The 23,231-nt window shown below is 52.6% G+C and carries 24 protein-coding genes and 1 tRNA gene; 19 read left to right on the top strand and 6 right to left on the bottom strand.

The window, feature by feature from the left end:
• Positions 1-8: 8 nt before the first annotated feature.
• Genes HFP08_RS18335 through HFP08_RS18325 form a run of 3 tightly spaced genes read right to left on the bottom strand, consistent with a single transcriptional unit; the run spans position 9 to position 2,138 of the window.
• Entirely contained in the window at positions 9-878 is an 870-nt protein-coding gene (locus HFP08_RS18335) for a helix-turn-helix domain-containing protein (protein WP_168122061.1), read from the bottom strand.
• Entirely contained in the window at positions 865-1,326 is a 462-nt protein-coding gene (locus HFP08_RS18330; protein ID WP_168122060.1) for a threonine/serine exporter family protein, read from the bottom strand. The genes HFP08_RS18335 and HFP08_RS18330 overlap by 14 nt, the downstream gene beginning before the upstream one ends.
• A 20-nt stretch (positions 1,327-1,346) precedes the next feature.
• Positions 1,347-2,138: a threonine/serine exporter family protein gene (locus HFP08_RS18325; RefSeq protein ID WP_168122160.1), complete on the bottom strand. Its 792-nt coding sequence runs from the start codon at positions 2,136-2,138 to the stop codon at positions 1,347-1,349.
• A 166-nt stretch (positions 2,139-2,304) separates the two neighbouring features.
• On the opposite strand from HFP08_RS18325, the gene HFP08_RS18320 reads away from it, so the two are divergent.
• The 3 genes from HFP08_RS18320 to phoU all read left to right on the top strand — a co-directional run bounded on the left by HFP08_RS18320 (position 2,305) and on the right by phoU (position 4,989).
• Positions 2,305-3,453: a methyl-accepting chemotaxis protein gene (locus HFP08_RS18320; protein ID WP_206109282.1), complete on the top strand. Its 1,149-nt coding sequence runs from the start codon at positions 2,305-2,307 to the stop codon at positions 3,451-3,453.
• A gap of 81 nt (positions 3,454-3,534) precedes the next feature.
• Positions 3,535-4,290, top strand: coding sequence for a phosphate ABC transporter ATP-binding protein PstB (pstB, locus tag HFP08_RS18315; RefSeq protein ID WP_168122059.1), 756 nt, complete (start codon positions 3,535-3,537; stop codon positions 4,288-4,290).
• Between the two features lie 39 nt (positions 4,291-4,329).
• The gene (phoU, locus tag HFP08_RS18310) at positions 4,330-4,989 is read left to right on the top strand and encodes a phosphate signaling complex protein PhoU (protein ID WP_168122158.1); all 660 of its coding nucleotides are present in this window, start codon (positions 4,330-4,332) and stop codon (positions 4,987-4,989) included.
• Positions 4,990-5,320: 331 nt separating this feature from the next.
• On the opposite strand, the gene HFP08_RS18305 is transcribed toward phoU, so the two are convergent.
• Positions 5,321-6,193 (bottom strand): LysR family transcriptional regulator, encoded by an 873-nt coding sequence (locus HFP08_RS18305; protein ID WP_168122058.1) that lies wholly within the window; start codon positions 6,191-6,193, stop codon positions 5,321-5,323.
• 173 nt (positions 6,194-6,366) lie between these two features.
• Between HFP08_RS18305 and HFP08_RS18300 the strand changes: the two genes are divergently transcribed.
• The 11 genes from HFP08_RS18300 (at position 6,367) to HFP08_RS18250 (ending at position 18,623) form a co-directional block, all read left to right on the top strand.
• Positions 6,367-7,338, top strand: coding sequence for a phosphate ABC transporter substrate-binding protein (locus HFP08_RS18300; protein ID WP_168122057.1), 972 nt, complete (start codon positions 6,367-6,369; stop codon positions 7,336-7,338).
• Positions 7,339-7,416: 78 nt separating this feature from the next.
• Positions 7,417-8,325, top strand: a complete 909-nt coding sequence (pstC, locus tag HFP08_RS18295; RefSeq protein WP_168122056.1) for a phosphate ABC transporter permease subunit PstC — start codon at positions 7,417-7,419, stop codon at positions 8,323-8,325.
• Positions 8,325-9,212 carry a phosphate ABC transporter permease PstA gene (pstA, locus tag HFP08_RS18290; RefSeq protein WP_168122157.1) on the top strand — a complete coding sequence of 296 codons (888 nt, stop codon included), beginning with the start codon at positions 8,325-8,327 and terminating at the stop codon, positions 9,210-9,212. Before pstC ends, pstA begins: the two co-directional genes overlap by 1 nt.
• Before the next feature lie 13 nt (positions 9,213-9,225).
• On the top strand, positions 9,226-10,029 hold the full coding sequence (gene pstB / locus HFP08_RS18285) for a phosphate ABC transporter ATP-binding protein PstB (RefSeq protein WP_168122055.1): 804 nt from the start codon (positions 9,226-9,228) through the stop codon (positions 10,027-10,029).
• Between the two features lie 153 nt (positions 10,030-10,182).
• Positions 10,183-11,661 carry a GGDEF domain-containing protein gene (locus tag HFP08_RS18280; RefSeq protein WP_168122054.1) on the top strand — a complete coding sequence of 493 codons (1,479 nt, stop codon included), beginning with the start codon at positions 10,183-10,185 and terminating at the stop codon, positions 11,659-11,661.
• A complete protein-coding gene (locus HFP08_RS18275) occupies positions 11,658-12,878 on the top strand; it encodes an EAL domain-containing protein (RefSeq protein ID WP_168122053.1) in 1,221 nt (406 codons plus the stop codon). Before HFP08_RS18280 ends, HFP08_RS18275 begins: the two co-directional genes overlap by 4 nt.
• A 96-nt stretch (positions 12,879-12,974) precedes the next feature.
• Positions 12,975-15,656 (top strand): DNA polymerase I, encoded by a 2,682-nt coding sequence (polA, locus tag HFP08_RS18270; protein ID WP_168122052.1) that lies wholly within the window; start codon positions 12,975-12,977, stop codon positions 15,654-15,656.
• 61 nt (positions 15,657-15,717) lie between these two features.
• On the top strand, positions 15,718-16,563 hold the full coding sequence (mutM, locus tag HFP08_RS18265) for a DNA-formamidopyrimidine glycosylase (protein WP_168122051.1): 846 nt from the start codon (positions 15,718-15,720) through the stop codon (positions 16,561-16,563).
• A gap of 139 nt (positions 16,564-16,702) precedes the next feature.
• Positions 16,703-17,404, top strand: a complete 702-nt coding sequence (gene ytaF / locus HFP08_RS18260) for a sporulation membrane protein YtaF (protein WP_168122050.1) — start codon at positions 16,703-16,705, stop codon at positions 17,402-17,404.
• A gap of 50 nt (positions 17,405-17,454) precedes the next feature.
• Positions 17,455-18,051 carry a dephospho-CoA kinase gene (gene coaE, locus HFP08_RS18255; protein ID WP_168122049.1) on the top strand — a complete coding sequence of 199 codons (597 nt, stop codon included), beginning with the start codon at positions 17,455-17,457 and terminating at the stop codon, positions 18,049-18,051.
• Positions 18,048-18,623 carry a lytic transglycosylase domain-containing protein gene (locus tag HFP08_RS18250; RefSeq protein ID WP_168122048.1) on the top strand — a complete coding sequence of 192 codons (576 nt, stop codon included), beginning with the start codon at positions 18,048-18,050 and terminating at the stop codon, positions 18,621-18,623. The genes coaE and HFP08_RS18250 overlap by 4 nt, the downstream gene beginning before the upstream one ends.
• Before the next feature lie 77 nt (positions 18,624-18,700).
• Here the strand turns inward: HFP08_RS18250 and HFP08_RS18245 are convergent, their stop codons facing one another.
• On the bottom strand, positions 18,701-18,907 hold the full coding sequence (locus HFP08_RS18245; RefSeq protein ID WP_168122047.1) for an alpha/beta-type small acid-soluble spore protein: 207 nt from the start codon (positions 18,905-18,907) through the stop codon (positions 18,701-18,703).
• 143 nt (positions 18,908-19,050) lie between these two features.
• Here HFP08_RS18245 and nrdR point away from each other — a divergent pair, with 143 nt between their 5' ends.
• Positions 19,051-19,521, top strand: coding sequence for a transcriptional regulator NrdR (gene nrdR, locus HFP08_RS18240; RefSeq protein ID WP_168122046.1), 471 nt, complete (start codon positions 19,051-19,053; stop codon positions 19,519-19,521).
• A 70-nt stretch (positions 19,522-19,591) separates the two neighbouring features.
• Here nrdR and HFP08_RS18235 read toward each other — a convergent pair whose 3' ends face one another.
• Complete coding sequence (locus tag HFP08_RS18235; protein WP_168122045.1) at positions 19,592-21,001, bottom strand: sulfatase family protein; 1,410 nt, start codon at positions 20,999-21,001, stop codon at positions 19,592-19,594.
• A 117-nt stretch (positions 21,002-21,118) separates the two neighbouring features.
• Between HFP08_RS18235 and HFP08_RS18230 the strand changes: the two genes are divergently transcribed.
• The 4 genes from HFP08_RS18230 (at position 21,119) to HFP08_RS18215 (ending at position 23,052) form a co-directional block, all read left to right on the top strand.
• Positions 21,119-21,952: an AraC family transcriptional regulator gene (locus tag HFP08_RS18230; protein ID WP_168122044.1), complete on the top strand. Its 834-nt coding sequence runs from the start codon at positions 21,119-21,121 to the stop codon at positions 21,950-21,952.
• 83 nt (positions 21,953-22,035) lie between these two features.
• Positions 22,036-22,111: transfer RNA gene (locus HFP08_RS18225), tRNA-Ala, on the top strand.
• A gap of 162 nt (positions 22,112-22,273) precedes the next feature.
• The gene (locus HFP08_RS18220) at positions 22,274-22,429 is read left to right on the top strand and encodes a hypothetical protein (protein ID WP_168122043.1); all 156 of its coding nucleotides are present in this window, start codon (positions 22,274-22,276) and stop codon (positions 22,427-22,429) included.
• Entirely contained in the window at positions 22,426-23,052 is a 627-nt protein-coding gene (locus HFP08_RS18215) for a hypothetical protein (protein WP_206109281.1), read from the top strand. The genes HFP08_RS18220 and HFP08_RS18215 overlap by 4 nt, the downstream gene beginning before the upstream one ends.
• Positions 23,053-23,231: the final 179 nt, after the last annotated feature.

Below are 23,231 nucleotides of genomic sequence, written 5' to 3'. Positions count from 1 at the left end.
TTTGTTGTTCATGAATGCCGCTTCCAGGTGAACATTCTGCTCTGGAATTGCTTTGGAGAGCAGTCATTGTATTTCTTGAACATTTTGTAGAAATGAGCCATGTTGGGCATTCCGATCTTCTCGCCGACTTCGGAGATGCTCAGATCCTTGGTCAGAAGAATGCGCTCAGCGCGCTTGATTTTCTGGTAATTCACATATTCCGTGAAGGAGAGTCCAATCGTTTTCTTGAAAAATTTTACGAAATAATAATAGCTCATGTTCGCGATTTTGCACGCATCCTCGACTTGTATCCGCTCCGTCAGATTGTCCTCAATATAGTCCAGAACCGGCTTCAGCCTGAATTTGTCGAAGTTATCCTGCGCAACCAGAAAACCTCTTGTATCGTTCCGAAGCAGAACCAACAAAATTTGCTTGATGAGAATGCTGACCGCCAGCTCGTAGCCGGTCTCTTTGTTCGTTGCCTCTTCAAGAATCCGGCTAATGCATGCAGCGGTCTCTTCCCTAACTTCAAGATTCTCTTGATAGATATAATTGATGCGCGAGAGGGGCAGATGCTTCTCCGAGAAAAAACGCATATAGGGAATGGAGCTATGGTCGAAGAAGGGCTCGAGATCGAACTGCAGCACAATGTAATCCAGAGCTGTCAAGCTGATATCGCGATGAAGCTCCGAGGTGCCGATCATGCATACGTCTCCAGAACCAAGGCGAATATGGCTATCGTTGAGATAAACATCAATCTCTCCGTCCAGAACGAGCAGCAGCTCCAATTGTTTATGATAATGCCAATCCGTATAGGAGGGAGGAGTCCGCTGGGACTTGAACACGCGTAAGGAAAGAAGGGGATTATCATACGGTACTTTCTCGTTAAATGCCTCCATGCCTTGCCGCCTCCTTTCCTTTCGCCGAACGGCGAATCCACTGATTGACAACCTCGGCGAACACCAGTCCGAAAGCGATGGCGCCCGAAATCATGAACGCCTGCATCGCCAGCTGCACGGCGTCGTTATATTGATCCAGAACAACATGCTTCATCGCATCGTAAGCAAGGCCGCCGGGCACGAGAGGAATAACGCCGGCAACGCTGAATACGATGATCGGCGTACGATACAGCTTCGCGAACAACTGACTCACGATGCTGACGGCAAACGCGGCGATGCAGGTAGCCGGAATCACCTCCATCTTCAACGTTGTGCTTATGTAATAGACCATCCAGCCTATCATGCCGACGATTCCGCTTTGAAGCAGCAGACGCCTTGGCGAGTTGAATATAATTCCGAATGCGGCGGTCGCGATGAAGCTGGCCGCAAGCTGAACGAGCAACGTCATAGGGGAAAACTCCTTTGAGGTTAGTAGAAGGAAAGCACGGCGGCAATGCCCGCGCCGATGGCGAAGGCGGTCAGGAACGCCTCGGCGCCCTTCGACAAGCCCGAAACGAGATGGCCAGCCATCAAATCGCGCACGGCATTCGTAATAGGCAAGCCCGGAACGAGCGGCATAACCGCGCCGATGATAATAATGTCCAGGTCACGCGCAGCGCCGACCTGCACGGCGACAATTGAAAGCGTCCCAATCGCGATCGCGGCAAGAAACTCGGCGAGAAAGATGACAGAAACAATTCGTCTAGCCGAGATGTAGCAGAGGAAGCCGAGTCCGCCGATGATGAATACGGGGACGAAATCATGCCAGCTTCCCTGGAACATAAGCAGGAAGCAAGCGCTTGCGACAGCGGCCGCCAATATTTTGGACCCGCTTCGATATTCGCGCAGGCTTGTCTCTACTTGTCTTAACTCCAAGAGAGCCGCTTCCGCAGTCAGCTCCCCGCTGCTGATTCGCCGCGAAATATCGTTCACGAGCGATACCTTGATCAGGTTGGTGGAGCGAGCGGATATGCGGATGAGCTTCGTGAGCTGCGAGGAGCCGTCGATCGTGAACAGCAAGCCCGTCGGCGTCACGTAGCTATGCGTATTCTCTCTGCCGTAAGCGGCGGCGATTCGGGTCATCGTATCCTCTACCCGATAGGTTTCCCCGCCGTTCTGCAATATTATTTGGCCCGCGAGCAAGCAGACTTTCGCAATGAGCACCGTCTCATCTTTCTCATCTTGCTTCTTAGAATACAGGCTTCCATCGGCTGTCGTCATCGTCTTATCCTTTGTTTGAATGTTTTCGTTTTCATACAGTATACCATATTGAACGCCTTCGACATTCGTACCGACATTTAACATTCTCTTTACAAGAAAATGGTTTTGGGATAATCCTTTTGTCCTATAGTGAAGCCAGATATCACGACCGCGGGAGGGCTTAAGCATGACCATGAACATGTTGACATGCACTAATACGATACGAAAGCCGGAGAAGCCTGCAGAGATGAAAGCAAAAAGCGCAATCATAGAAGAAACGCTGCGTGACGCGCCAACCGTTGACGAGCGAATGACCTGCAAGGAAGTGATTTCGGTGTTCAAATCGCGAGAGGACAGCGAATGCGTAGTCGTATGCAGTCCGCTCGGCGAGCCGAGGGGGCTCATGATGAGGCATCGTTTCTTCTTGAAGCTGGGGCATCGCTACAGTGCCGATTTGTTCTACGACAAGCCCATATCGAGCATGATGGACGAGTCACCGCTCATGATCGATATCGGCAGCGAGCCGCAGCGGCTTATCGACAAAGCGCTCGGACGACATGAAAGCGTGCTGTACGATTGCGTACTGATTACGAACGGAAGGGCATTATGCGGAATTCTTACCATTGCCGACTTGCTTCAAATTTCAAGCCGTTTGCAGAAGGAAGCGAAGGAATCGCGAATGCAGACCATCGCCTCCGTCGAGCAAAGAGTGAAGGAGATCGTATCAGCGGTCGCCGGGGTGCGCGAATCCTCCGCTTCCGGAGAAGAGTTGTCAGCCACAATGGTCGACAAAACGCTGGAGGGCAGAAATATGCTGATGACTGTCGAGGAAACCTTCGAGGTCTTCACGAATACTTCCGAGCAGCAGGAGAGGAAGATGCTGGAGCTGCAGGTCGAGGCAAGCTCGATCAGCAAGGTTTCCGTCATGATCAGAGAGCTTGCCGATCTGAGCAATTTGCTCGCGCTGAACGCATCCATAGAAGCGGCAAGGGCCGGAGAGCATGGCAAGGGCTTCGCCGTGGTGGCCGGTGAGGTGATGAATCTCGCGAGCCGCACGAAAAGCTCCGCCAACGAGATAACGGCGCTGACGGCCTCCATCCTGAGCGCGATTGAGCATTCGGCCACGCTAGCCCAGCAGGCCAGAAGCAACACCGTGGATAGCCGCAATCAGCTGCGGAGAGCGGGAGAGGCGTTTCAAGCTCTGTTTCAGGCCGCTGCCGAGAATCGATCGACCGCCAAGCAAATCGACGTGTTGACTCAGGAGGCTCACGGGCAGGCCGCGCAGGTTGCGGAAGAGCTTCGTCAGCTTCGGGGGGTTCATTTTACAATGCGTTAACATAAATAGAGCATCGGCTTAACAATCCCGTAGTATGATACATAGCGTCATCCTTATGGATGTTCCTAAGGGGGAAGAGATATGGAAGACTTAATCGACATCAAGAAGCTGAACTTATATTATGGCTCGTTCCACGCGCTGAAGGATGTATCGCTGGCCATTCCGGAGAAAGCAATCACTGCGTTCATCGGCCCTTCCGGCTGCGGCAAATCCACGCTCCTGCGCACGCTGAACCGAATGAATGATATGATCGGCGGGACTCGAATAGAAGGTCAAATCAGGATTGACGGCAAGGATATTTACTCCAGCGAGGTAGAGGTGGAGGCCTTGCGCAGAAGAGTGGGAATGGTGTTCCAGCAGCCGAATCCGTTCCCGAAATCGATCTACGACAACGTCGCGTACGGCCCGAGATTGCATGGAACGAGCAGCAAAAAGGAGCTCGACGAGATCGTGGAAGCCAGCCTTCGTTCCTCGGCACTCTGGGATGAGGTGAAGGATAAGCTGAAAACCTCTGCGCTCGGGTTGTCCGGCGGACAGCAGCAGCGCTTGTGCATTGCCCGCGCGATCGCGGTGAATCCCGATATTCTGCTCATGGACGAAGCGACCTCCGCTCTCGATCCAATCTCCACGCTCAAGATTGAGGAGCTGGCACAGGAGCTGAAGGACAAGTATACGATCGTCATGGTTACGCACAACATGCATCAGGCGGCCAGGGTATCGTATCAAACCGCCTTCTTCTTAAACGGCGAGGTCGTCGAATGCACGCAAACGGAGGAGCTGTTCTCCAATCCGACGGATCAACGCACGGAGGATTATATATCGGGACGCTTCGGATAATTGACGGATTTAACAGATAGGGGAGGAAGATCCATAATGATGACGACAAGAAGAGAATTCGATCAAGGCCTCGAGAAGCTGCATAATCTGATAATCGAGATGGGAAGCTTTGTGGAAGGCGCGCTGGTCAACGCCATGTCCGCTTTGGGCAATCTGGATGTGGAACGCGCGAAGCAGGTAATCGCGCAGGACCCGAATCTGAATCAGATGGAGGAGAAGATAACGGAAATCGGCTCCAAGCTGATCGCCACGCAGCAGCCGGTGGCCAAGGATCTTCGGCGCATTCTGTCCTCGTTCAAGATTGCAAGTGATCTGGAACGGATGGGCGATCTGTCGGTAGACATTGCGAAGGTTGTGCTGCGTCTAGACGGACAAGAGCTGATCAAGCCCTTGATCGATCTGCCGCGCATGGCAGAGATTGTGCAACAGATGACCTATGAGTCGATTCAATCCTTCGTTCAGGAGAATGTGGATCTGGCTTACAAAATGGCGAAGGACGACGATCAGGTCGATGCGCTTTACGGCCAAATCACAAGAGAGCTGTACGCGCTCATGATGGAGAATCCGCGCAATATTACGCAGTCCTCGCTGCTGAGCTTTGTCGGCCGTTATCTGGAGCGATACGGCGATCATGCCACGAATATCGGCGAGAGCGTCGTATATCTGGTAACGGGCAACCGTCCGGATCTGAACGTATAGAAGCAGCCCGGCAAGGGCTGCGCCGAAAACCGAAAACCGAAAACCGAAAACCGTTAACCGTCAATGCGTTCTGCATGGACGGTTTTTTTGTCGCGTGCAGAGCGCTCATTGCCCGTGATGTCGGACCCTTCGGCGGCAAAGATGGATATACAGGAATATCTCCAGTACATTTGGCTGTTCTGGTCTTCACAGTCGATTAAAGTGGAAAAGCTCCAGCATAAATTAAGCAACACTGTTATATTTGAAGATCTTCACGATAAGAACAGGAGAAATTCCAGCATAACCCTCAATATCAAGTTAGTTTAGTGAAATAAGAGGGAGAAATTCCAGCTTAGGAAGAAGCAAGCGCGGCAACAACCCGAGCCATTAGCTCGCCGTCCCAGTAGGCGGCGCGCCATCTTGCAATAAGCTCCCACTTGGGGGCATCTCCAGCAAGAGGCAGAAAAGTCCAGCCCGCTTCGTCCTCGGGAAGTACATTTGCGGGCAAGATCGCAACCGCTCCCAGCGATTGAACAGCCTTGAGCAGCAGGTCCACCGTTCCAAACGAAGCGGCGGGAGGGGATTGACGCGCCCAGCGGCGGATGGAGGCTTGGAGCGAGTCGTCATTCAATTCAAGCCTGTCGCGATCATGGAGTTCTTGCGGAGCGATCGCGGACATAGCTGCAAGCGGATGATCTGTTGGAGCGGCAAGCCTTAGCTCGGATGTCAGGACTGCTTGCTCCCGATAGGAGGCGGAGTCGGGCAGCTGCCTGTCCGAGGAGCCGGCGAGCAACAAATCGATCGTGCCCGCATGAAGCCGTCTTAGAAGCTCCTCTTCTTCTCCGAGCGTTATAGACACCGAGACGCCGCTCGAAATTGCCGCTAATTGCCGGAGAATGGCGGATTGCGACGCGTATGCCGCTGCGCTTGCCGTGCAGCCGACGACGAATCGTTCCTTCTGCTGCCGCGAGGCCGCGCCCAGCTTGGCTTCGGCCTCCGTATAAAGCTGATCGATCTGGGAGGCGTAATGCAGCAGCAGCTTGCCGTGCTTCGTCAGCAGCACCTTGCCCATACGCGATTCGAACAGCTTCACGCCCCATTCTTCCTCCATTTTCTTCATATGAAAGCTGACTGTAGGCTGCTTGATCTGCAGCGCGTTCGCGACAGCCGTGATTTGTTTGTATCGTTCCATGAGGACTATCAACTTCATTTTTAACAAACTCATTATGTACCTCCATGCATACTAGATTATATCTATATTATATGGAGTATCATAGAAAAATTCTATGAGAATTAATTATAAATTTTACAAAGTGAAAACATTAGGTTAATGACGGGCATCTACAATGAATCTTGTAAACAAAAACAAATTGGATCGCGAGAGGGGAAAAAAAGGAAATGAAGAAATCGCTGATGATGATCATGGCAATCGTACTTACCTTCACACTGGCAGCATGCGGAAACAACAATAACAACGGAGGGAACAACAACACTCCTGCGACAAATAATACGGGCGCAGCGACAGCTACTGCCGATCCGACTGCTGAACCGACGAAAGAACCTGCGGCATTGAAGGGCTCCATCCTGGCAACCGGCTCTTCAGCGCTTCAACCGCTTGTTGACGAAGCTTCGAAATTGTTCATGAACGACAATAAAGACGTAACGATTCAAGTACAAGGCGGCGGCAGCGGCACCGGCCTCGCGCAAATCGCCGAGAAGCAGAATGATATCGGCAACTCCGATGTGTTCGCGGCCGAGAAGCTTGATGCGGATAAAGCAGCTCCTCTTGTCGACCATCAAGTAGCGGTTGTAGCCATGGCTACCGTTGTTAACCCTAAGGTTACCATCGATGATCTGACAAAGCAGCAGCTCGTTGACATCTTCACAGGCAAAGTAACGAACTGGAAAGATGTAGGCGGCGCGGACGAGAAAATCGTCATCATCAACCGTCCTTCAAGCTCCGGCACACGCGCTACTTTCGAGAAATACGCTCTTGGGCAAAAGACGGAAGATCTTCAAGGCTCCATTCAAGAGGATTCCTCGGGCACAGTTAAGAAATTGGTTGCTGAAACGCCGGGCGCTATTGGTTATCTTGCCCTGTCTTACCTGGACGATTCCATCAAAACAGTGAAATACGAAAGCGTTGAAGCGACAGAAGAGAACGTGACAACAGGCGAATATCCGGTATGGGCTTACGAGCACATGTACACGAACGGCGAGCCAAACGAAGTTGTCGGCGCATTCCTCGATTACATGTTGAACGACGACGCGATTCAAGGCGAGAAGGGGCTTGTCGTAGAGCTTGGCTACATCCCTGCAAGCAAAATGAAGATCGTTCGCGACATCGACGGCAACATTTCGAACAAGTAAACCTAAAGGCTTCCATTTCCGAGTAACGAAGAGGCGGATATCCATCTGCCTCTTTCGAGCTCCGCAGAGGAGATTACTATGGCGCAAACAATAGTTAAAGAGAAAGCTCAAAATAATCATTTCGTTGAAGAATGGGCAGGGAAAATCTATACGGGAATTTGCGTCCTCATTCTTGTCGTCACGATTGTGGCGATGGTTTATTTTGTAGCATCCAAGGGTCTGGGCACGTTCTTCAAGGATCATGTCAATGTCATCAAATTAATTACCGGATTGAAATGGGCGCCGGAGGCCGAGGTTCCATCATTCGGAGCTTTTCCGTTCATCTTCGGATCGTTCAGCACATCCATCTTGGCCGCTGTCATCGCAGCGCCGCTCAGCTTCTGTGCTTCCTTATTCATGATAGAGATTACGCCGCGTCTCGGACGCAAATATTTGCAGCCGGTCATCGAGCTGCTCGCCGGCATTCCATCCGTTGTATACGGCTTTGTCGGACTTACGATTATCGTTCCCTTCTTTCGCGATATTTTCCCCGGCCAAGGCGTGGGAATCGCGGCGGGAGCATTGGTGCTTTCGATTATGATATTACCGACTATGACTACAGTTGCCACGGATGCGCTTGCTTCTCTTCCAGCAGGGCTGAAGGAGGGGTCTTACGCGCTTGGCGCTACCCGCTGGCAAACGATATATCGCGTCGTGCTTCCGACGACGCTGCCGGCGCTTATGACCGGCGTTGTTCTCGGAATCGCAAGAGCGTTCGGCGAAGCGCTCGCCGTGCAGATGGTAATCGGTAACGCGCCGTTCGTGCCGCATTCCCTGTTCGAATCCGCTTCGACTTTGACAAGCGCCATTACGCTCAGCATGGGCAACACCGTTACCGGTTCGCCGCATAATAACGCGCTATGGTCTCTGGCCCTCATCTTGATGCTGATGACCTTCGTGTTCGTCTTTATCGTACGTCTTCTGGAAAGGGGGTCGAAATTAAGATGATGAAACCAAAAACAGTAGATAAAATCGCAACCGCAGTTATTATCGGAGTCTCGGCGCTCATCGTTCTGCTGCTGATCGGTTTGCTTGGATTCATTCTTGTGAGGGGCCTCGGCCACATCTCTTATGATTTCTTAACCTCACCGCCGGAATCGATTCGCGCGGGCGGAGGTATCGGACCGCAATTGTTCAATTCGATCTTCTTGCTCGTGCTGACGATGATCATTACCATCCCGCTTGGCATCGGGGCGGGCATCTATATGAGCGAATACGCAAAGGACAATAAGGTGACGGATTTCATTCGTCTCGTCGTCGAGGTGCTGTCCTCGTTCCCGTCCATCGTCGTCGGACTGTTCGGTTTGCTGCTTCTTGTCAATTTCTTCGGCCTGGGCTTCTCCTTATTCGCGGGGGCGCTTGCACTCACGATATTCAATCTGCCGCTCATGGTGCGGATTACCGAGCAAGGGCTCAAGAGTGTGCCGCGCGAGCAGAAGGAAGCCAGCCTTGCGCTCGGAATGACCAAATGGAAGACGATCTCCTCCACGATGCTTCCGATCGCGCTTCCGATTATTATGTCGGGAACGATTCTTGCCGCCGGACGCGTCTTCGGCGAAGCCGCAGCCTTGTTGTTCACGGCAGGCATGAGCTCGCCTAGACTTGATTTCACGAATTGGAATCCATTCGATCCCGTATCGCCGCTTAATCCGTTCCGGCCGGCGGAGACGCTTGCCGTTCATATCTGGAAGATCAATTCGGAGGGCCTGGCGCCGGATGCCGCGGAGATTGCGGCCGCTGCTTCGGCCATGCTCGTTATTACCGTGCTCCTGTTCAATCTGCTCGCGAGATGGATCGGACGCTTGATGTACCGCAAGTTTACCGCTACCAAATAGGAGGGTCCAGCTTATGACGACAGCAACAGTAACCACGAAAGCGACCGCGAACAGTTCCAATCAAGATGCGGGCATTTCTGTACGCGATCTCAGCGTCTTCTACGGCGATCACAAAGCCGTGAAGAATGTGACCATGTCCTTCGAGAAGAAGCAAGTGACGGCGCTCATCGGTCCGTCGGGCTGCGGGAAATCAACCTTCCTTCGCACCTTGAACCGGATGAACGACCTTATTCCGAACGCGCGAATGACGGGCGAGATCTGGATTGGCGACGAGGATATCAATTCGCCGAAGACGGATGTGGTCCTGCTTCGCAGACGTATCGGCATGGTATGGCAACGCCCGAATCCATTCCACAAATCGATCTACGAGAATATCGCGTTCGGACCGCGATATCATGGCCTCAAGGACAAGAAGAAGCTTGACCAGCTGGTCGAGGAATCGCTTCGCAAGGCGGCGTTATGGGAGGAGACGAAGGATCGTCTGCATACCTCCGCGCTCAAGCTGTCCGGCGGTCAGCAACAACGTCTGTGCATCGCGAGATCGATTGCCGTCAAGCCGGATATTATCCTGATGGATGAGCCGGCGTCGGCGCTCGATCCGGTCTCCACCGCGAAGGTCGAGGAACTGATCTCCGAGCTGAAGCAGGAGTATTGCATCGTTGTGGTGACCCACAATATGCATCAGGCTGCTCGAATCTCCTCCAGAACGGCTTTCTTCCTGTCCGGAGAACTGATTGAATTCGATCAGACGGAAGCGATGTTCACCAATCCGAAGAAGATGGAGACCAGCGATTATATCTCGGGACGATTCGGCTGAGTACCGGACACTTTATGCATTATGGGCTTACAGGCAGGTCCTTTTAAGACAATTTTCATGAGCTGCCTCGCGGCTAGAAATTGTCTTTTTCTATACATAGACGAATACAGGTTCTAATCAAAATGACGCTCTTCAGGGTTAAGGGGATCTTCTATGGAGAAGACGGGAAAGGGATTGTTTCATCCGAATTTGATTGAAGCGTTGAAGTCGCGCTGCCGCAGCGGCGGAGCGGCCGTTATCTATCTTCATCTGCAGGATTCGCGCGCTGCCGCGAGCGACTCGCTCGCATCGTGGGAGCAGCGGGTCAGGGGCTTGTTCTGGAAGCAAAGTCTCGGACGCGACTGCTTCTATTTCTTCGGATTCGAGGATGGCAGAGAGCCTGCTCCCGAAGTGGCGGCGCTTGCCGCAAGACAGCTTGTGCATGCGCTTAAGTCGGGAGGAGCCGGGGAAGACAATCGATCTGGCGGCTTCCAAACGGGCAGCTCTTATATCGCGTCATGCGATCATGACTCGGCGGAGGAGGCATTGTACCGGAGCATGCTGGACGCAATGGAGCAAAGCGCGTATAACGGCCATGCGGAGAGCAGCAAAAAGAAGACGGGCAGAGAGAACGGCTCCCCGGATCGGATCGCTCCCATACCGCAAGGGCAGCAGCATTACACAATCGGCATGCTGGCTTCTCCGGTATTCGACTTCGAGCCCGACGCAAGAGTATCCGAAGTGTCCTACTTGTTCGATACGCATCCCAAAGCGCAAGGAGCCGTCATTGCCAAGAATGGACGTCCCCTGGGTCTTCTCATGAAGGAGAAGCTCCATCAAATGCTTGCCGGACAATTCGGGTTGCCGCTTTACTGGCATCGCTCCGTGGAACGGATTATGGATAATCAGCCGCTCGTCGTGGATGAAGCTGTTCCCGTGGAAGAGGTCTCGCAGCTCGCCATGGCAAGGGATTATTCGCAGTTGTACGACATCGTGCTCATTACGAGGGAAGAGAAGTTGATTGGAGCCGCGTCGATTCGTTCGATTCTGGAATGCATGACGACGCTCCGCACCGAGGAGGCTCGTTCCGCGAATCCGCTCACGGGACTTCCGGGGAATGCGGGCATTCAATCCGAGCTTAAGCGGAGAATTGTGGCGAGAGAGCCGATGGCGGTGCTCTATATCGATCTGGATTATTTCAAATGGTTCAATGATCGCTTCGGCTTCTCGCTCGGAGATGAATTAATACGATTCCTTGCGCAGCTGCTGGAGGAGACGATTATGCATGGAGAGGCGACGGGCAATTTCATCGGGCATATCGGCGGAGATGATTTCATCGCGATCGTGAACGATCGAGACGCGGAAGCCATTTGTCTGACGGCAATCGAAGCGTTCGACGCCGGCGTTATCCCTTTCTACGGCGGCATGGATGTATCGACGGTAGAGGATCGGTCGGGAAGACTCGTGCGGCAGGATGGCGTTACCTTGTCGCTCTCTGTGCTGCAATGGGACGGGCAATCCCAGCTGACGCCGGAAGAGGTGTCCAAGCTGGCGGCTTTGCTGAAGAAGCGGGCCAAGGCTCATAGGGGCAGCGTGTACGTAATGGAGCAAGTGACGGCTATGTATCTAGGAGAGGGACGAAGGGGATCGTGAGACATCTGGGAGCGAATAACGGAAGCAACAATCAAATGAACGGATCCGCCGGAAGCTGCGGCATGATCTATCTGTCATGGTCCTCGCGTTCAAAGACGCCGGGAGAGGGCAATGGAGAGACGCTTCAGCAGCTTTGGAAGAGCTTTGCGAGCCGAGAGACGGAGACTTGGTTTCAATCGAACCTGTTTCAAGCAGAGAAGCAATGGATCAGCAATGATCTGTTCATAACTGTCAGCTTGCCTGAAGGCGAGCTAGCGAGGCTTGAGGATTGGCTGCTCGAGCTTGCCTATCAGGAAACAAAAAGTTGGGAGAATCAATTGCTTCGCCTTCAGGAGGGATTGCTTCAGAATGACAGGGCTGTCGGTCGATTGCATGTCGGAGTATCCGTGGTCGTTCGCGAAGAGTTCCGGGACGGGGAGAATATGTGGTACGAAGCGTCCAAGCGGGCGATTCTGCACGGCCAATCCGCGGACGCGATGGAGCGAAGCCTGCGGCAGAAATCGTTCGAGCGTCTGCTTGCGATGAAAGGAAGCATATACCCCGTATATCAGCCAATCATCTCCTTATCCGAGGGACATGTATTCGGGTATGAAGCGTTGACCCGCTTTCATGACCGGAGCTGGTTCGAAGGCCCGCAGCAGCTGTTTCAATTCGCGGAAAGCGCGGGGCAGCTGTACGCTTTGGATCGGCTTGCGAGAGAGAATGCCATCGATCATTGTTCCGGACTCGAGAGGGATCAGAAGCTGTTCATAAACGTGATGGCGCAAATTATGGAGGATCCGGGCTTCTCGCCGGGACAGACGATATCGCTTCTGGAGGAGCATCGGCTGAAGCCTCACACGATCGTATTCGAAATTACGGAAAGAAGCTCCATCGCCGATTATCCGGCCGTGAAGAAGGTGCTGGAGCATTATCGCAGCCAAGGCTATCAGATCGCCATCGACGACGTGGGGGCGGGCTATTCCTCCCTGCAATCGATCGTGGAGCTGCGACCGGATTTCATCAAGGTGGATCGTTCCATCATTCAGAATATTCACGAGGACGATATGAAGCGGCATGTGCTCCATACGCTGATGGAGATTGGAGCGAAGATGAACGTATCGCTCATTGCCGAAGGGATAGAAACGAATGAAGAATTGACGCTGCTGAAAAAGATGGGGGTCGATTACGCGCAGGGCTATCTGCTTGGCAAACCGGCGGCATTCCGCCAGGATTGAATGCAATGGGCTTTTCCCGAGCCGACGCTTGGGAAAAGCCCATTTTGTGGTATAGTAGAAAGTGAATTTATTAGAATTGAGGTGCTGACCAACCCTATGGATAAATGGATGTTGATTGACGGCAACAGCATTACCTATCGCGCCTTTTTCGCTATGCCGCCGCTGACGAATTCGGCCGGCCAGCATACGAACGCGATCTTCGGCTTCACGACCATGCTGCTTAAATTGCTCGAAGAGCATAAGCCGACCCATGTGCTGGTCGCCTTCGACGCAGGCAAAATTACGTTCAGACATGAGGGCTACAGTGAATATAAAGGCGGCCGCCAGAAAACGCCTCCGGAATTGTCGGAGCAATTCCCCGTGCTTAAGGAGCTGATTACGGCTTTCGGTATTCAGCAATTCGAAATTTCCGGTTACGAAGCGGATGATATCATAGGCACGCTTACGAAGATGGCGGACGAGAACGGCGTGCAGACCATCGTCGTCACCGGCGACAAGGACATGCTCCAGCTGGCTTCCGAAGGCGTTACGGTTGCGGTCACGCGCAAAGGCGTCAGCGAGGTCGAGCTCTATACGCCGGAGGCGATCGGCGAGCGCTATGGTCTCGAGCCGCTGCAAATCATCGATCTGAAGGGACTCATGGGCGATACCTCGGATAATATACCGGGCGTTCCGGGAGTGGGCGAGAAAACGGCGCTTAAGCTGCTTCACGAGTTTGAGAGCGTGGAGAATGTCATTGCCAATCTCGACAAGCTGAAGGGCAAGCTGAAGGATAACGTGGAGAAGCACCGGGAGGACGCCCTCATGAGCAAGAAGCTCGCTACGATCTTCCGCGAGGTTCCTATGGAGCAGGGCGTCGAAGAGCTTCGTTACAGCGGCTATGACAGCAGCGAACTTGGCGCAGCGCTGCGCAAGCTGGAATTCAAATCTCTGCTCGAGCGGCTGGAGCTTCAAGCGGACAACGGCGCTTCGGAGGAGGATGCCAAGACGGCTGCCGCGGAGCTGAAGGTTGCGATTATTGCTTCGGACAACGATGCGCAGCAGCTTGAGCGGCTGACAGAACGATTGGCGGCTGAGGCGGACAAGCCTGGTCTATACATTGAAGCTATCGGAGAGAATCCGCATCAAGCCGAGCTGCTTGGCATGTCGATCGCGTTCGAGGATGAAGTATTCGTGCTGGGGATTGCTGCGGTGAAGCTGCCTTTCGCGGATAAGCTGAGAAATTGGCTTGCGGACGAGAATAGCGAGAAATTCGGCTTCGATCTTCACAAGGCCGAGCTTGCGATGAATTGGGCGGACTTGAAGCTTGGAGGGACCGCCTTCGACGTGCAACTCGCCTCCTATCTGCTTGATCCGACCGAGGGCTCGCTGACGCTCAGCGCAATCAACGAGAAGCAAGGACTGAGCGGCTTGCCGTCCGACGAAGCAGTGTACGGCAAGGGAGCGAAATTCAAGGTTCCGGACGACGAAAGCTTGTTCCGGCATCTCGCCTTGAAGGCGGATGCGGTCCGCAAGCTGACCCCAATCTTGACATCGGAGCTCGAACGCACGGACATGAGCAAGCTGTATTTCGAGCTGGAGCAGCCGATTTCCCGCGTGCTTGCGGGGATGGAGCATCAAGGCATCAAGGTGGAGAAGGAGGAGCTGCAGAAGCTGGGAAGCGCTCTGGAGGGTCGCCTCGCCGCGATTATGAGAGATATCTACGGACAAGCGGGAGTCGAGTTCAATATTAATTCACCGAAGCAGCTGGGCGAGATTCTATTTGAGAAGCTGGGCTTGCCGGCCAAGAAGAAGACGAAGACGGGTTATTCGACCGACGCGGAGGTGCTTGAGGAGCTTGCGCCTTATCATGGGATTATTCCGCAGATTCTCCTGTATCGTCAGCTCTCTAAGCTGCAGTCCACTTATGTGGAGGGGCTTCTCAAGGAGATTCGCGGCGAAACCGGCAAGGTGCATACGTATTATCGGCAGACGATTGCGGCAACGGGGCGGCTCAGCAGCCAATTCCCGAACCTGCAGAACATCCCGATTCGGCTGGAGGAAGGCCGTCAAATTCGGAAAGCGTTCGTTCCCTCGGAGCCCGGCTGGTCGATTCTCGCGGCCGACTATTCGCAGATCGAGCTCCGTGTGCTGGCGCATATATCCGACGATGAGAACTTGAAGGAAGCATTCATTCACGACATGGACATTCATACGAAGACCGCGATGGACGTGTTTGGCGTATCTGCGGAGGAAGTGGATTCGAACATGCGCCGCTCGGCGAAGGCCGTCAACTTCGGAATCGTATACGGCATCAGCGACTTCGGCCTGTCGCAAAATCTTGGCATTACGCGCAAGGACGCCTCGAGGTTCATCGAGCAATATTTTGCCGTATTCAAGGGCGTTCGGAAGTATATGGACGATATCGTCGCCAAAGCGAAGGAGGACGGCTATGTGACGACGCTGCTCGGTCGCAGACGTTATCTGCCGGAGATCAAAGCCTCCAATTTCAATCTGCGCTCCTTCGCGGAACGGACGGCGATGAACACGCCGATTCAAGGGACGGCCGCGGATATTATCAAGCTGGCGATGGTGCAGATGGACGAAGCGCTTCGGGAACGCGAATTGAAGAGCCGCATGCTGCTTCAGGTGCATGATGAATTAGTGTTCGAGGTGCCTGAGGACGAGCTTGAGATCATGAAGAAGCTCCTGCCGGAGGTCATGTCGGGCGCGCTTAAGCTCGATGTTCCGTTGAAGGCGGATGTGAGCTTTGGCAGCAATTGGTATGAAGCGAAGTAAAGGAATGGGGAAGCCATTATACGGGGATTTCAAGTATAATGGAAGCTGAGGTGAAGCGGATATGCCGGAATTGCCGGAGGTAGAGACAGTTAGAAGAACATTAATCGAGCTTGTAGCGGGGAAGCGGATCGAGAAGGTGACCGTGAAGCTTCCGCGAATTATACAGAGACCGGCGGAGCCCGAGCAATTCGCGGACGCTCTGGCCGGCCATACGATACAGACGGTGGAGCGCAGAGGGAAGTTTCTGCGGATTATATTGGACGGCCTTGTGCTTGTTTCGCATTTGAGAATGGAAGGACGATACGGGGTGTTCGGCTCCGACGAGCCTGTCGAGCTTCATACGCATGTGATCTTCCACTTCGATGACGGCACGGATCTTCGGTATAAGGATGTGAGGCAATTCGGAACGATGCATCTGTTCTTGCCGGGAGAGGATCTGGTGTCGCTTCCGCTTGGGAAGCTGGGCATGGAGCCGCTGGAGCCTGCGTTCACACTGGAGGCGCTGCGCGAGCGCTTGCAGAAGAGAGCGACACGCATCAAGCCGCTCTTGCTGAATCAGGAGCATCTGGTCGGGCTCGGCAATATCTACGTCGACGAAGCGCTGTTTCAGGCGCGCATCCATCCCGAGCGCAATGCCGACAGCCTGACGGCTGCGGAATGGCGCAGATTGCATGATTCAATTCGCTCGACGCTCGAGCGCGCTGTCGAGGCGGGAGGCTCTTCAATCAAGTCCTACGTGAACGGACAGGGCGAGATGGGCATGTTCCAGCATCAGCTGCTGGTCTACGGCAAGAGGGACATGCCGTGCCCAAGCTGCTCGAAGCCGATCGAGAAGCTTGTTGTCGGGGGAAGAGGCACGCATATTTGCAAAGCGTGCCAGCCTCTGAAGAAGAGAGTGAAGCGTTAAGCGGTTTGTTTCAATTGTGCACGAGAAAGCGATCTCCGCATATGATGATGTTACGAATCATAGGCGAATGCCTTAGTTCTGGCCAGCGCAGCGGCTGCGCGCCAAGCAGGCATTCGCCCGCGGAGAGGAGCTTTTGAGAGTGGTTGCACATGTATTGTCTCTGATGGTGCTTGCTTTCGCCGTCAGCGTAGACGGATTTGGCGTTGGCGTTACGTATGGGCTGAGAAAGATTAGAATCCCGGTTCTGTCCGTTGCCATTATCGCTTGTTGCTCCGGTCTCATTATCTGGTTGTCGATGCAGGCTGGCGCATGGCTGAGTGTTTGGATCAGCGCCTCGGCCGCCAAATGGATCGGAGCTTTCATCCTGATCCTGATCGGCTGTTGGGCGCTGTTCCAGCTTGCCAGAAGCAAGCGGGATAATAACGGGCCGGACAACAAGTGCGAAGCGGATTCTTCGAATAGAGAAGCGCGGCTCGCCGACGACACAACAACCGAGACCCTGTCAGTCATCAAGCTGGAGCTGAAGAGTCTGGGACTGGTTATTCAAATTCTGCGGACGCCGCAAGCGGCGGATGTGGACCGTTCCGGCGTTATATCGCCGGGAGAAGCGTTCATGCTGGGCGTCGCGCTGTCCCTCGACGCGTTCGGAGCGGGACTCGGCGCTGCACTGCTCGGTTTGCCAGCGCTGCTGACGGCGATTGTCATCGCGGTATCCAGCGCGTTGTTCCTCATAAGCGGCACGCAAATTGGCCTTCGCTTCGCGACAACCCGCACCATGAACGCCTTGTCCGTGCTGCCCGGCATACTATTGATTATGATTGGAATCATGAAGCTGTTGTAGAGGAAGATCAGAAAGGCATACAATTTTCGCAAGAAGTCGAGGTGAGAGCAATGAGGATAGGTCTGACGGGAGGGATCGCGAGCGGCAAGAGCACGGTGGCCAGGCTGCTGGTCGAGCTTGGAGCCTATCTGGTTGACGCCGACGAAGTGGCGAGAGAGGTCGTGCTGCCCGGGGAGCCCGCGCTCGCCGCGGTTGCTTCCCGGTTCGGACAAGCCGTCCTCCGAGAGGATGGTTCGTTGGACCGCAAGAAGCTTGGCGGCATCGTATTCCAGGACAGGGCTGCGCTGCAGGAGCTGGAAGCCATTCTGCATCCCGCAATACGTCAGGAGATGCAGAAGAGAATGCGGGCAGAAGACGAACAACATCCGAACGGACTGGTTGTGGCGGACGTGCCCTTGTTATACGAAACAAAGCAAGAGAAGCTTTATGAAGGCATTCTGGTGAGCTATGTACCGGCGTATATGCAAGCGGAGAGGCTGATGCAGCGAGAGGCGATGGGTCATGAGGAAGCAGAGCGCCGCGTAGCCTTGCAGATGGATATCGAAGAGAAGCGAAAGCATGCCGACTGGGTTATTGATAATAGCGGTTCTCTGGAAGAGACCAGATCTCAGGTGCTGGCGTTCTGGAAGAGCCAAGGGCTGCCATGAAGAAAAATCGGGGCAGAATGAGAAGACGGCTGTTATTGCTCATCATCGCAGGTATACTCGCAATTCTCTTTCTGAAATCGGAATGGCTGGCGAATTGGATGTACCCGATTCACTTCAAGGATGATATTCGCGCCTCCGCGGCAAACTATGATCTGGAGCCGCATCTCGTCGCAGCGGTCATACGTGCGGAGTCCAATTACGAGACAGGCAAGGAGTCGAAGAAGGGCGCGTTGGGACTTATGCAGCTGATGCCGGATACGGCGGACTGGGTTGTGGACAAGGCGGGATTCACGGAAGTCGATGAAGAGATGCTTCGCCATCGCGCGGATGTGAGCATCGAGGTAGGCTCTTGGTACCTAAGCTCGCTGAGCGAGCAATTCGATCATAATGTGGTGGCAGCGGTCGCTGCATATAATGCCGGTCCGGGCAATGTGCGGAAATGGCTCGATTCGGGAGAATGGGACGGACAGATGGAAACGGTGAAAAAAATACCGTTTGGAGAAACAAGACATTATGTACAACGGGTTATTTATTATTATAATAAATACAAAGATTTGTATCCTGTCTTCTAAGGATAGAAACCAAGAAGGGCCGCCGCTTCGGGACGACCGCTTCAAGGTACCGTTATTCTTACAACTGCGATGAATCATTATTTGTGACCGGCCAGGGATTGTTCGGCAATTTGAACCAGGCGTTTGGTGATGGAACCACCGATCGAACCTGCATCCTTCGTTGCCATGTTTCCGTAATAGCCATCTTGCGGAATCGCGATGCCCAGCTCTTGTGCGACCTCAAACTTCATTTGGTCCAGAGCTGCTGTCGCTTGCGGCACTACCAGGTTGTTGCTGCTGCTCATTGTTGTTCACCTCCTTGCGGTTGGTAACTGTATTATGTGCGAAATTTCGATCTTCATTACAGGAAACGTCTGGAAATGAAAAATAATTTGGATGAAGGAAGCTTTGAAGCTTACATTGGGAGGAGAAAGGAGGCATTATCACAATGAAATGTCCTTATTGCGACTATGGCGGCACCAAGGTGCTTGATTCAAGGCCTGCCAATGAGAACAAATCCATCCGCCGCAGACGCGAATGCGAAGGCTGCAGCCGCCGCTTCACTACCTTCGAGATGATTGAGGAAACACCGCTGATCGTCATCAAGAAGGATGGCAGTCGGGAGGAATTTTCGAGGGACAAGATTCTTAGAGGACTTATTCGCGCTTGCGAGAAGCGTCCGGTAGCGATGGAGCAGCTTGAGGTTATCGTATCCGAGGTGGAGAAGGAGCTGCGCACGACCGCCCATGCGGAAGTGGATAGCAGCGATATCGGCGGCATCGTCATGACGCAGCTCTATCCCGTCGATGAAGTCGCTTATGTGCGATTCGCTTCGGTCTATCGTCAGTTCAAGGATATCGACATGTTCATGAAGGAGCTTAACAGCCTGCTGTCCAAGCCCTCGGATGATCGCAAATAGGTTATCAAATAGCAAGCGCGGAAGCAGTGGATGCTTCCGCGCTTGTCTTATTGGGACGATCTTGTTCGGTTTAACGCTTGCTGTAATTGTCCCAGAAGGCTTGACCGACGGGATGCCTGTCATCTCCCGATGCTTCTCTGTGAAACTGTAAGCGAGTTCGAAGATGGTGTAATAGCGGTTTATGCTCTTCGTTATCGGCTAAATTTGCCTTCTCGGAAGGATCCCCGTTCAGATCGAACAGCTGCGTTGCTTGCATGGATGCCGTGCTGTACTCGATGAGCTTATAGCGGTCATTCTTCACTGCTCGAACGCAATCGCCGTATGCGAGATAGAGTTCATCGCGGGTTGGAGCGTCGGGATCGGACATGGCTTGGAGCAGGCTGATTCCTTCCACGCTGGAGGGGATGTCAATTTCCGATAATTCACATAAGGTCGGGAAAATATCCAGCAAATAAACATACTGATTTCTGCGCTCATTAGCAGGCAGTCCAAGTCCCGAGAATAGCAGCGGGACTCTCACGCTATGCTCATAAGAGCTTTGTTTGCCCATCAGGCCATGTTGTCCGAGCGCAAGTCCGTTGTCTCCCGCAAATACAATGATGGTATCCTCGTATACGCCCCTCCTCTTCAGGCAATCGACCACCTTGCCCAGCTCATGATCGAGATGCGAGATCATACCGTAATACTCCGCGAGATGTTCTTTCATCTCCTCCTGCTTGCGCGGTTGCGCTGCCAGCACCTCGTCCCGAATGCCGCTGACGCCGAAGTCGAAGGGATGCTCAGCGAGAAAGTTGTCGGGAAGCTCGATTTGATCTGGGTCGTACATCGCTTTGAAACGCTCCGGCATGCTTCTCGGATCATGCGGCGCCATAAAGGCAAGATAGAGGAAGAAGGGCCGAGCATCTGCCGGGTCAGCTTGCTCGAGCCAGCTTATGGCGCAATCGCTGAACAGCTCGCTGGAATGCTTGCCGGGATGAATATGGTCGCAAATATTTTCCCTGCTGATATGACGCTCGTAGAACGGATTGTCGATAATGCGTCTTCTGTTCGGATAAGCGCCGGAAGGGTCGTAATGATTCGCCGGCACATTCCAATGATCGGCCATCCCGCCGAAGAAAATCTCGTCGCCCTCCTCAAAGCTTCTATTAAACGCTTCGGGGCCGTTATGCCACTTGCCCGTTCCGAAGGTTCGATATCCGGCTTCCCGGAACGTCTCGCCCATTAAGGCATGCTCCTCCGGAATGACAGAGCCGTCCCTCTCGAGGTGAAACAGCGTTCTTCCGGTATGAAGCATCGCTCTGCTCGGCATGCATACCGCGCCTACCGTGCCTCCAGGAATATGGGCTTGTGTGAAGGAAACGCCTCTGCGGACAAGCTCATCCATATTTGGGGTATGAATAGCAGAGTTGCCAAGCGCGGCAATCGTATCGAAGCGCTGATCGTCCGTGAAGAAGAATAATATATTTTTCTTTTTTGTCAAAAGAGTCACTCTCCGTTCATTCAGATCTATGAGTGGTTATCTCATTTCTTTTTTGATAATATGGGTTTGAGGGATATTATACAATGTCAAAATCGGATGGGGATGTCAAAAAGAGACATGAGGCATGCTGGAGCGGCAGATCGACTCAAGGAATTGTTGAACGGCATTCCATTCGAAAAGCATTTTCGAATTCATAAGATGTTTGACTTGACAGTCGGCCCTTCCTGGCAGATTGAGAAGGATCGGCGCAATGCGGATTTGCATCTTCTCTATGTGAAGAGCGGACGGGGGAGCTATTGGCTCGAGGGAGTGGAGGAGGAGCTCTGCGCGGGTAAAGTCATTTTCGTGAGCAACGGTTTCGGACATAGCTCAAGCGCCAATGGGGAAGATCTGCCTGCCATTATGCCTATCCGGTTCGGCATATACAGCAATGCGAGCATGAAGGAGGTTCCGCTGAGCGAGGAGCCCTTCTGCTTGATTTTAGAGCCAGATTCGGCCTATGGGTTCCGCGAGAAGTTCGAGCGGTTGTATGCCTACTTCATGAAGCCGGAGGCAGAGGGGCGGGACAGGATATGTTCATCCGTGCTGTTCGAAATTCTGATGGATCTTCTCCATTCGCAGCTCGGGAATGGAGGCAGGGGGAAGGAAAGAAGGATAGAGAGGATTCGCGAGCTAATGGTCAGATTCCCGGAGCGGCGGCAATCGGTGAAGGAGTTGGCCTCTCTGTCTCAATTGTCGTCCAAGCAATTCTCCCGATTATTCCAGCGCTATTATGGCGTTACGCCAAAGCAATTCCAAATTCACGCTTCCATTCGGAAAGCGCAATATCTGCTGAGCGACACGAGTTTATCCCTTAGCGAAATTGCGGAGCAACTGGGCTATCCCGATGCGTATTCCTTCTCCAAGCAATTCAAACAGGTGACGGGACATTCTCCGAAATTTCATCGGTAGCGCGCTACTATTTCGGGGAATATTTCGATTGACATACTCTATACGGACATGGTATTATCTATCTTGTCGCCAAATTGACAAACGGGGCCTTAGCTCAGCTGGGAGAGCGCATCGCTGGCAGCGATGAGGTCAGGGGTTCGATCCCCCTAGGCTCCACCACTACCGAAATCACACCCTCTCTTGAGGGTTTTTATTTTGTCTTTTTTAGGATTCCGACACTTGAATAAATACATTAATTATAATTTTAAAGCCCATAGGTGGAATATTTCTTTTATGTTATAATGGATAAATAAGAAACAATCTGCTTGTGAGGTGGAAAGCATGACAACAGCCAAAATGAAAAAGTACATCCGTGACATGGATGAGTACATTAAAAAAATAAGTGCGGAGCCGCGCAGAGACTCCTTGGAGTTCTTACAAAAGGCAGGTATCGTGGATAAGGATGGCAAGCTTTCTCCACACTATCAAGAGAAATGATGTATTCTAATTTACCAAATTTTGTACTCGGCTTTCATGGCTGCGATAAAGCTGTCGCTGAAAGAATATTGCTTCACGACGATAAAATGCGTTCCAGCGACAATGATTATGACTGGCTCGGTCCCGGTATTTATTTTTGGGAAAACAACCACCAGCGTGCCGTTGATTATGCTCAAATGCTAAGGGATTATCCCAATAGGTCAAGAAAGCCGATCCAACAGCCTGCTTCACTTGGAGCTATAATTGATTTAGGTCATTGCTTGAATTTATTGGAGCAAAGCTCATTGGAGGTTCTAAGAAGAGGCTACGAGATACTGAAGATTAAATTCAAAAACTTGGATACGCCAATGCCTGAGAATAAGTATGGCTTCGGTAACGAGAGTAAAGATCTGCTAAGACGTTATTTGGATTGTGCCGTGATCCAAGCTGTACATGAGTATAATAAGGAAACTGGACAAAAACCTTATGATTCAGTAAGAGGAGTATTCTTTGAGGGTAGAGAGTTATATCCAGGTGCGGGTTTCAAGGAGATGAATCATATCCAAATCTGCGTCATCAATTCGAATTGTATTAAGGGATACTTCAAGCCGATGGAACCTGTAGAAGGATTCGATATTCCATAAACTGACGAAAAGCCACTTCTGATGAAATGGCTTTTTTGCTTATAAGTTGCTTTCACGATAAAATGTTCATGAATTTTTTTTATTAACTCAACTTTCGCAGCTTGAAATAGGTAGGTAGGCCTTGATGTAGCTGGGCAAAGCGGCGATCCAGTGTTGGAGTTGACGCTGAATCAAAGTCG

It is taken from the genome of Paenibacillus sp. HB172176, from assembly GCF_011947265.1.
Classification (GTDB): Bacteria; Bacillota; Bacilli; order Paenibacillales; family Paenibacillaceae; genus Pristimantibacillus.
Note: the sequence above shows the minus strand (reverse complement) of the source record. Positions and strands in the feature narration are given on the sequence as shown.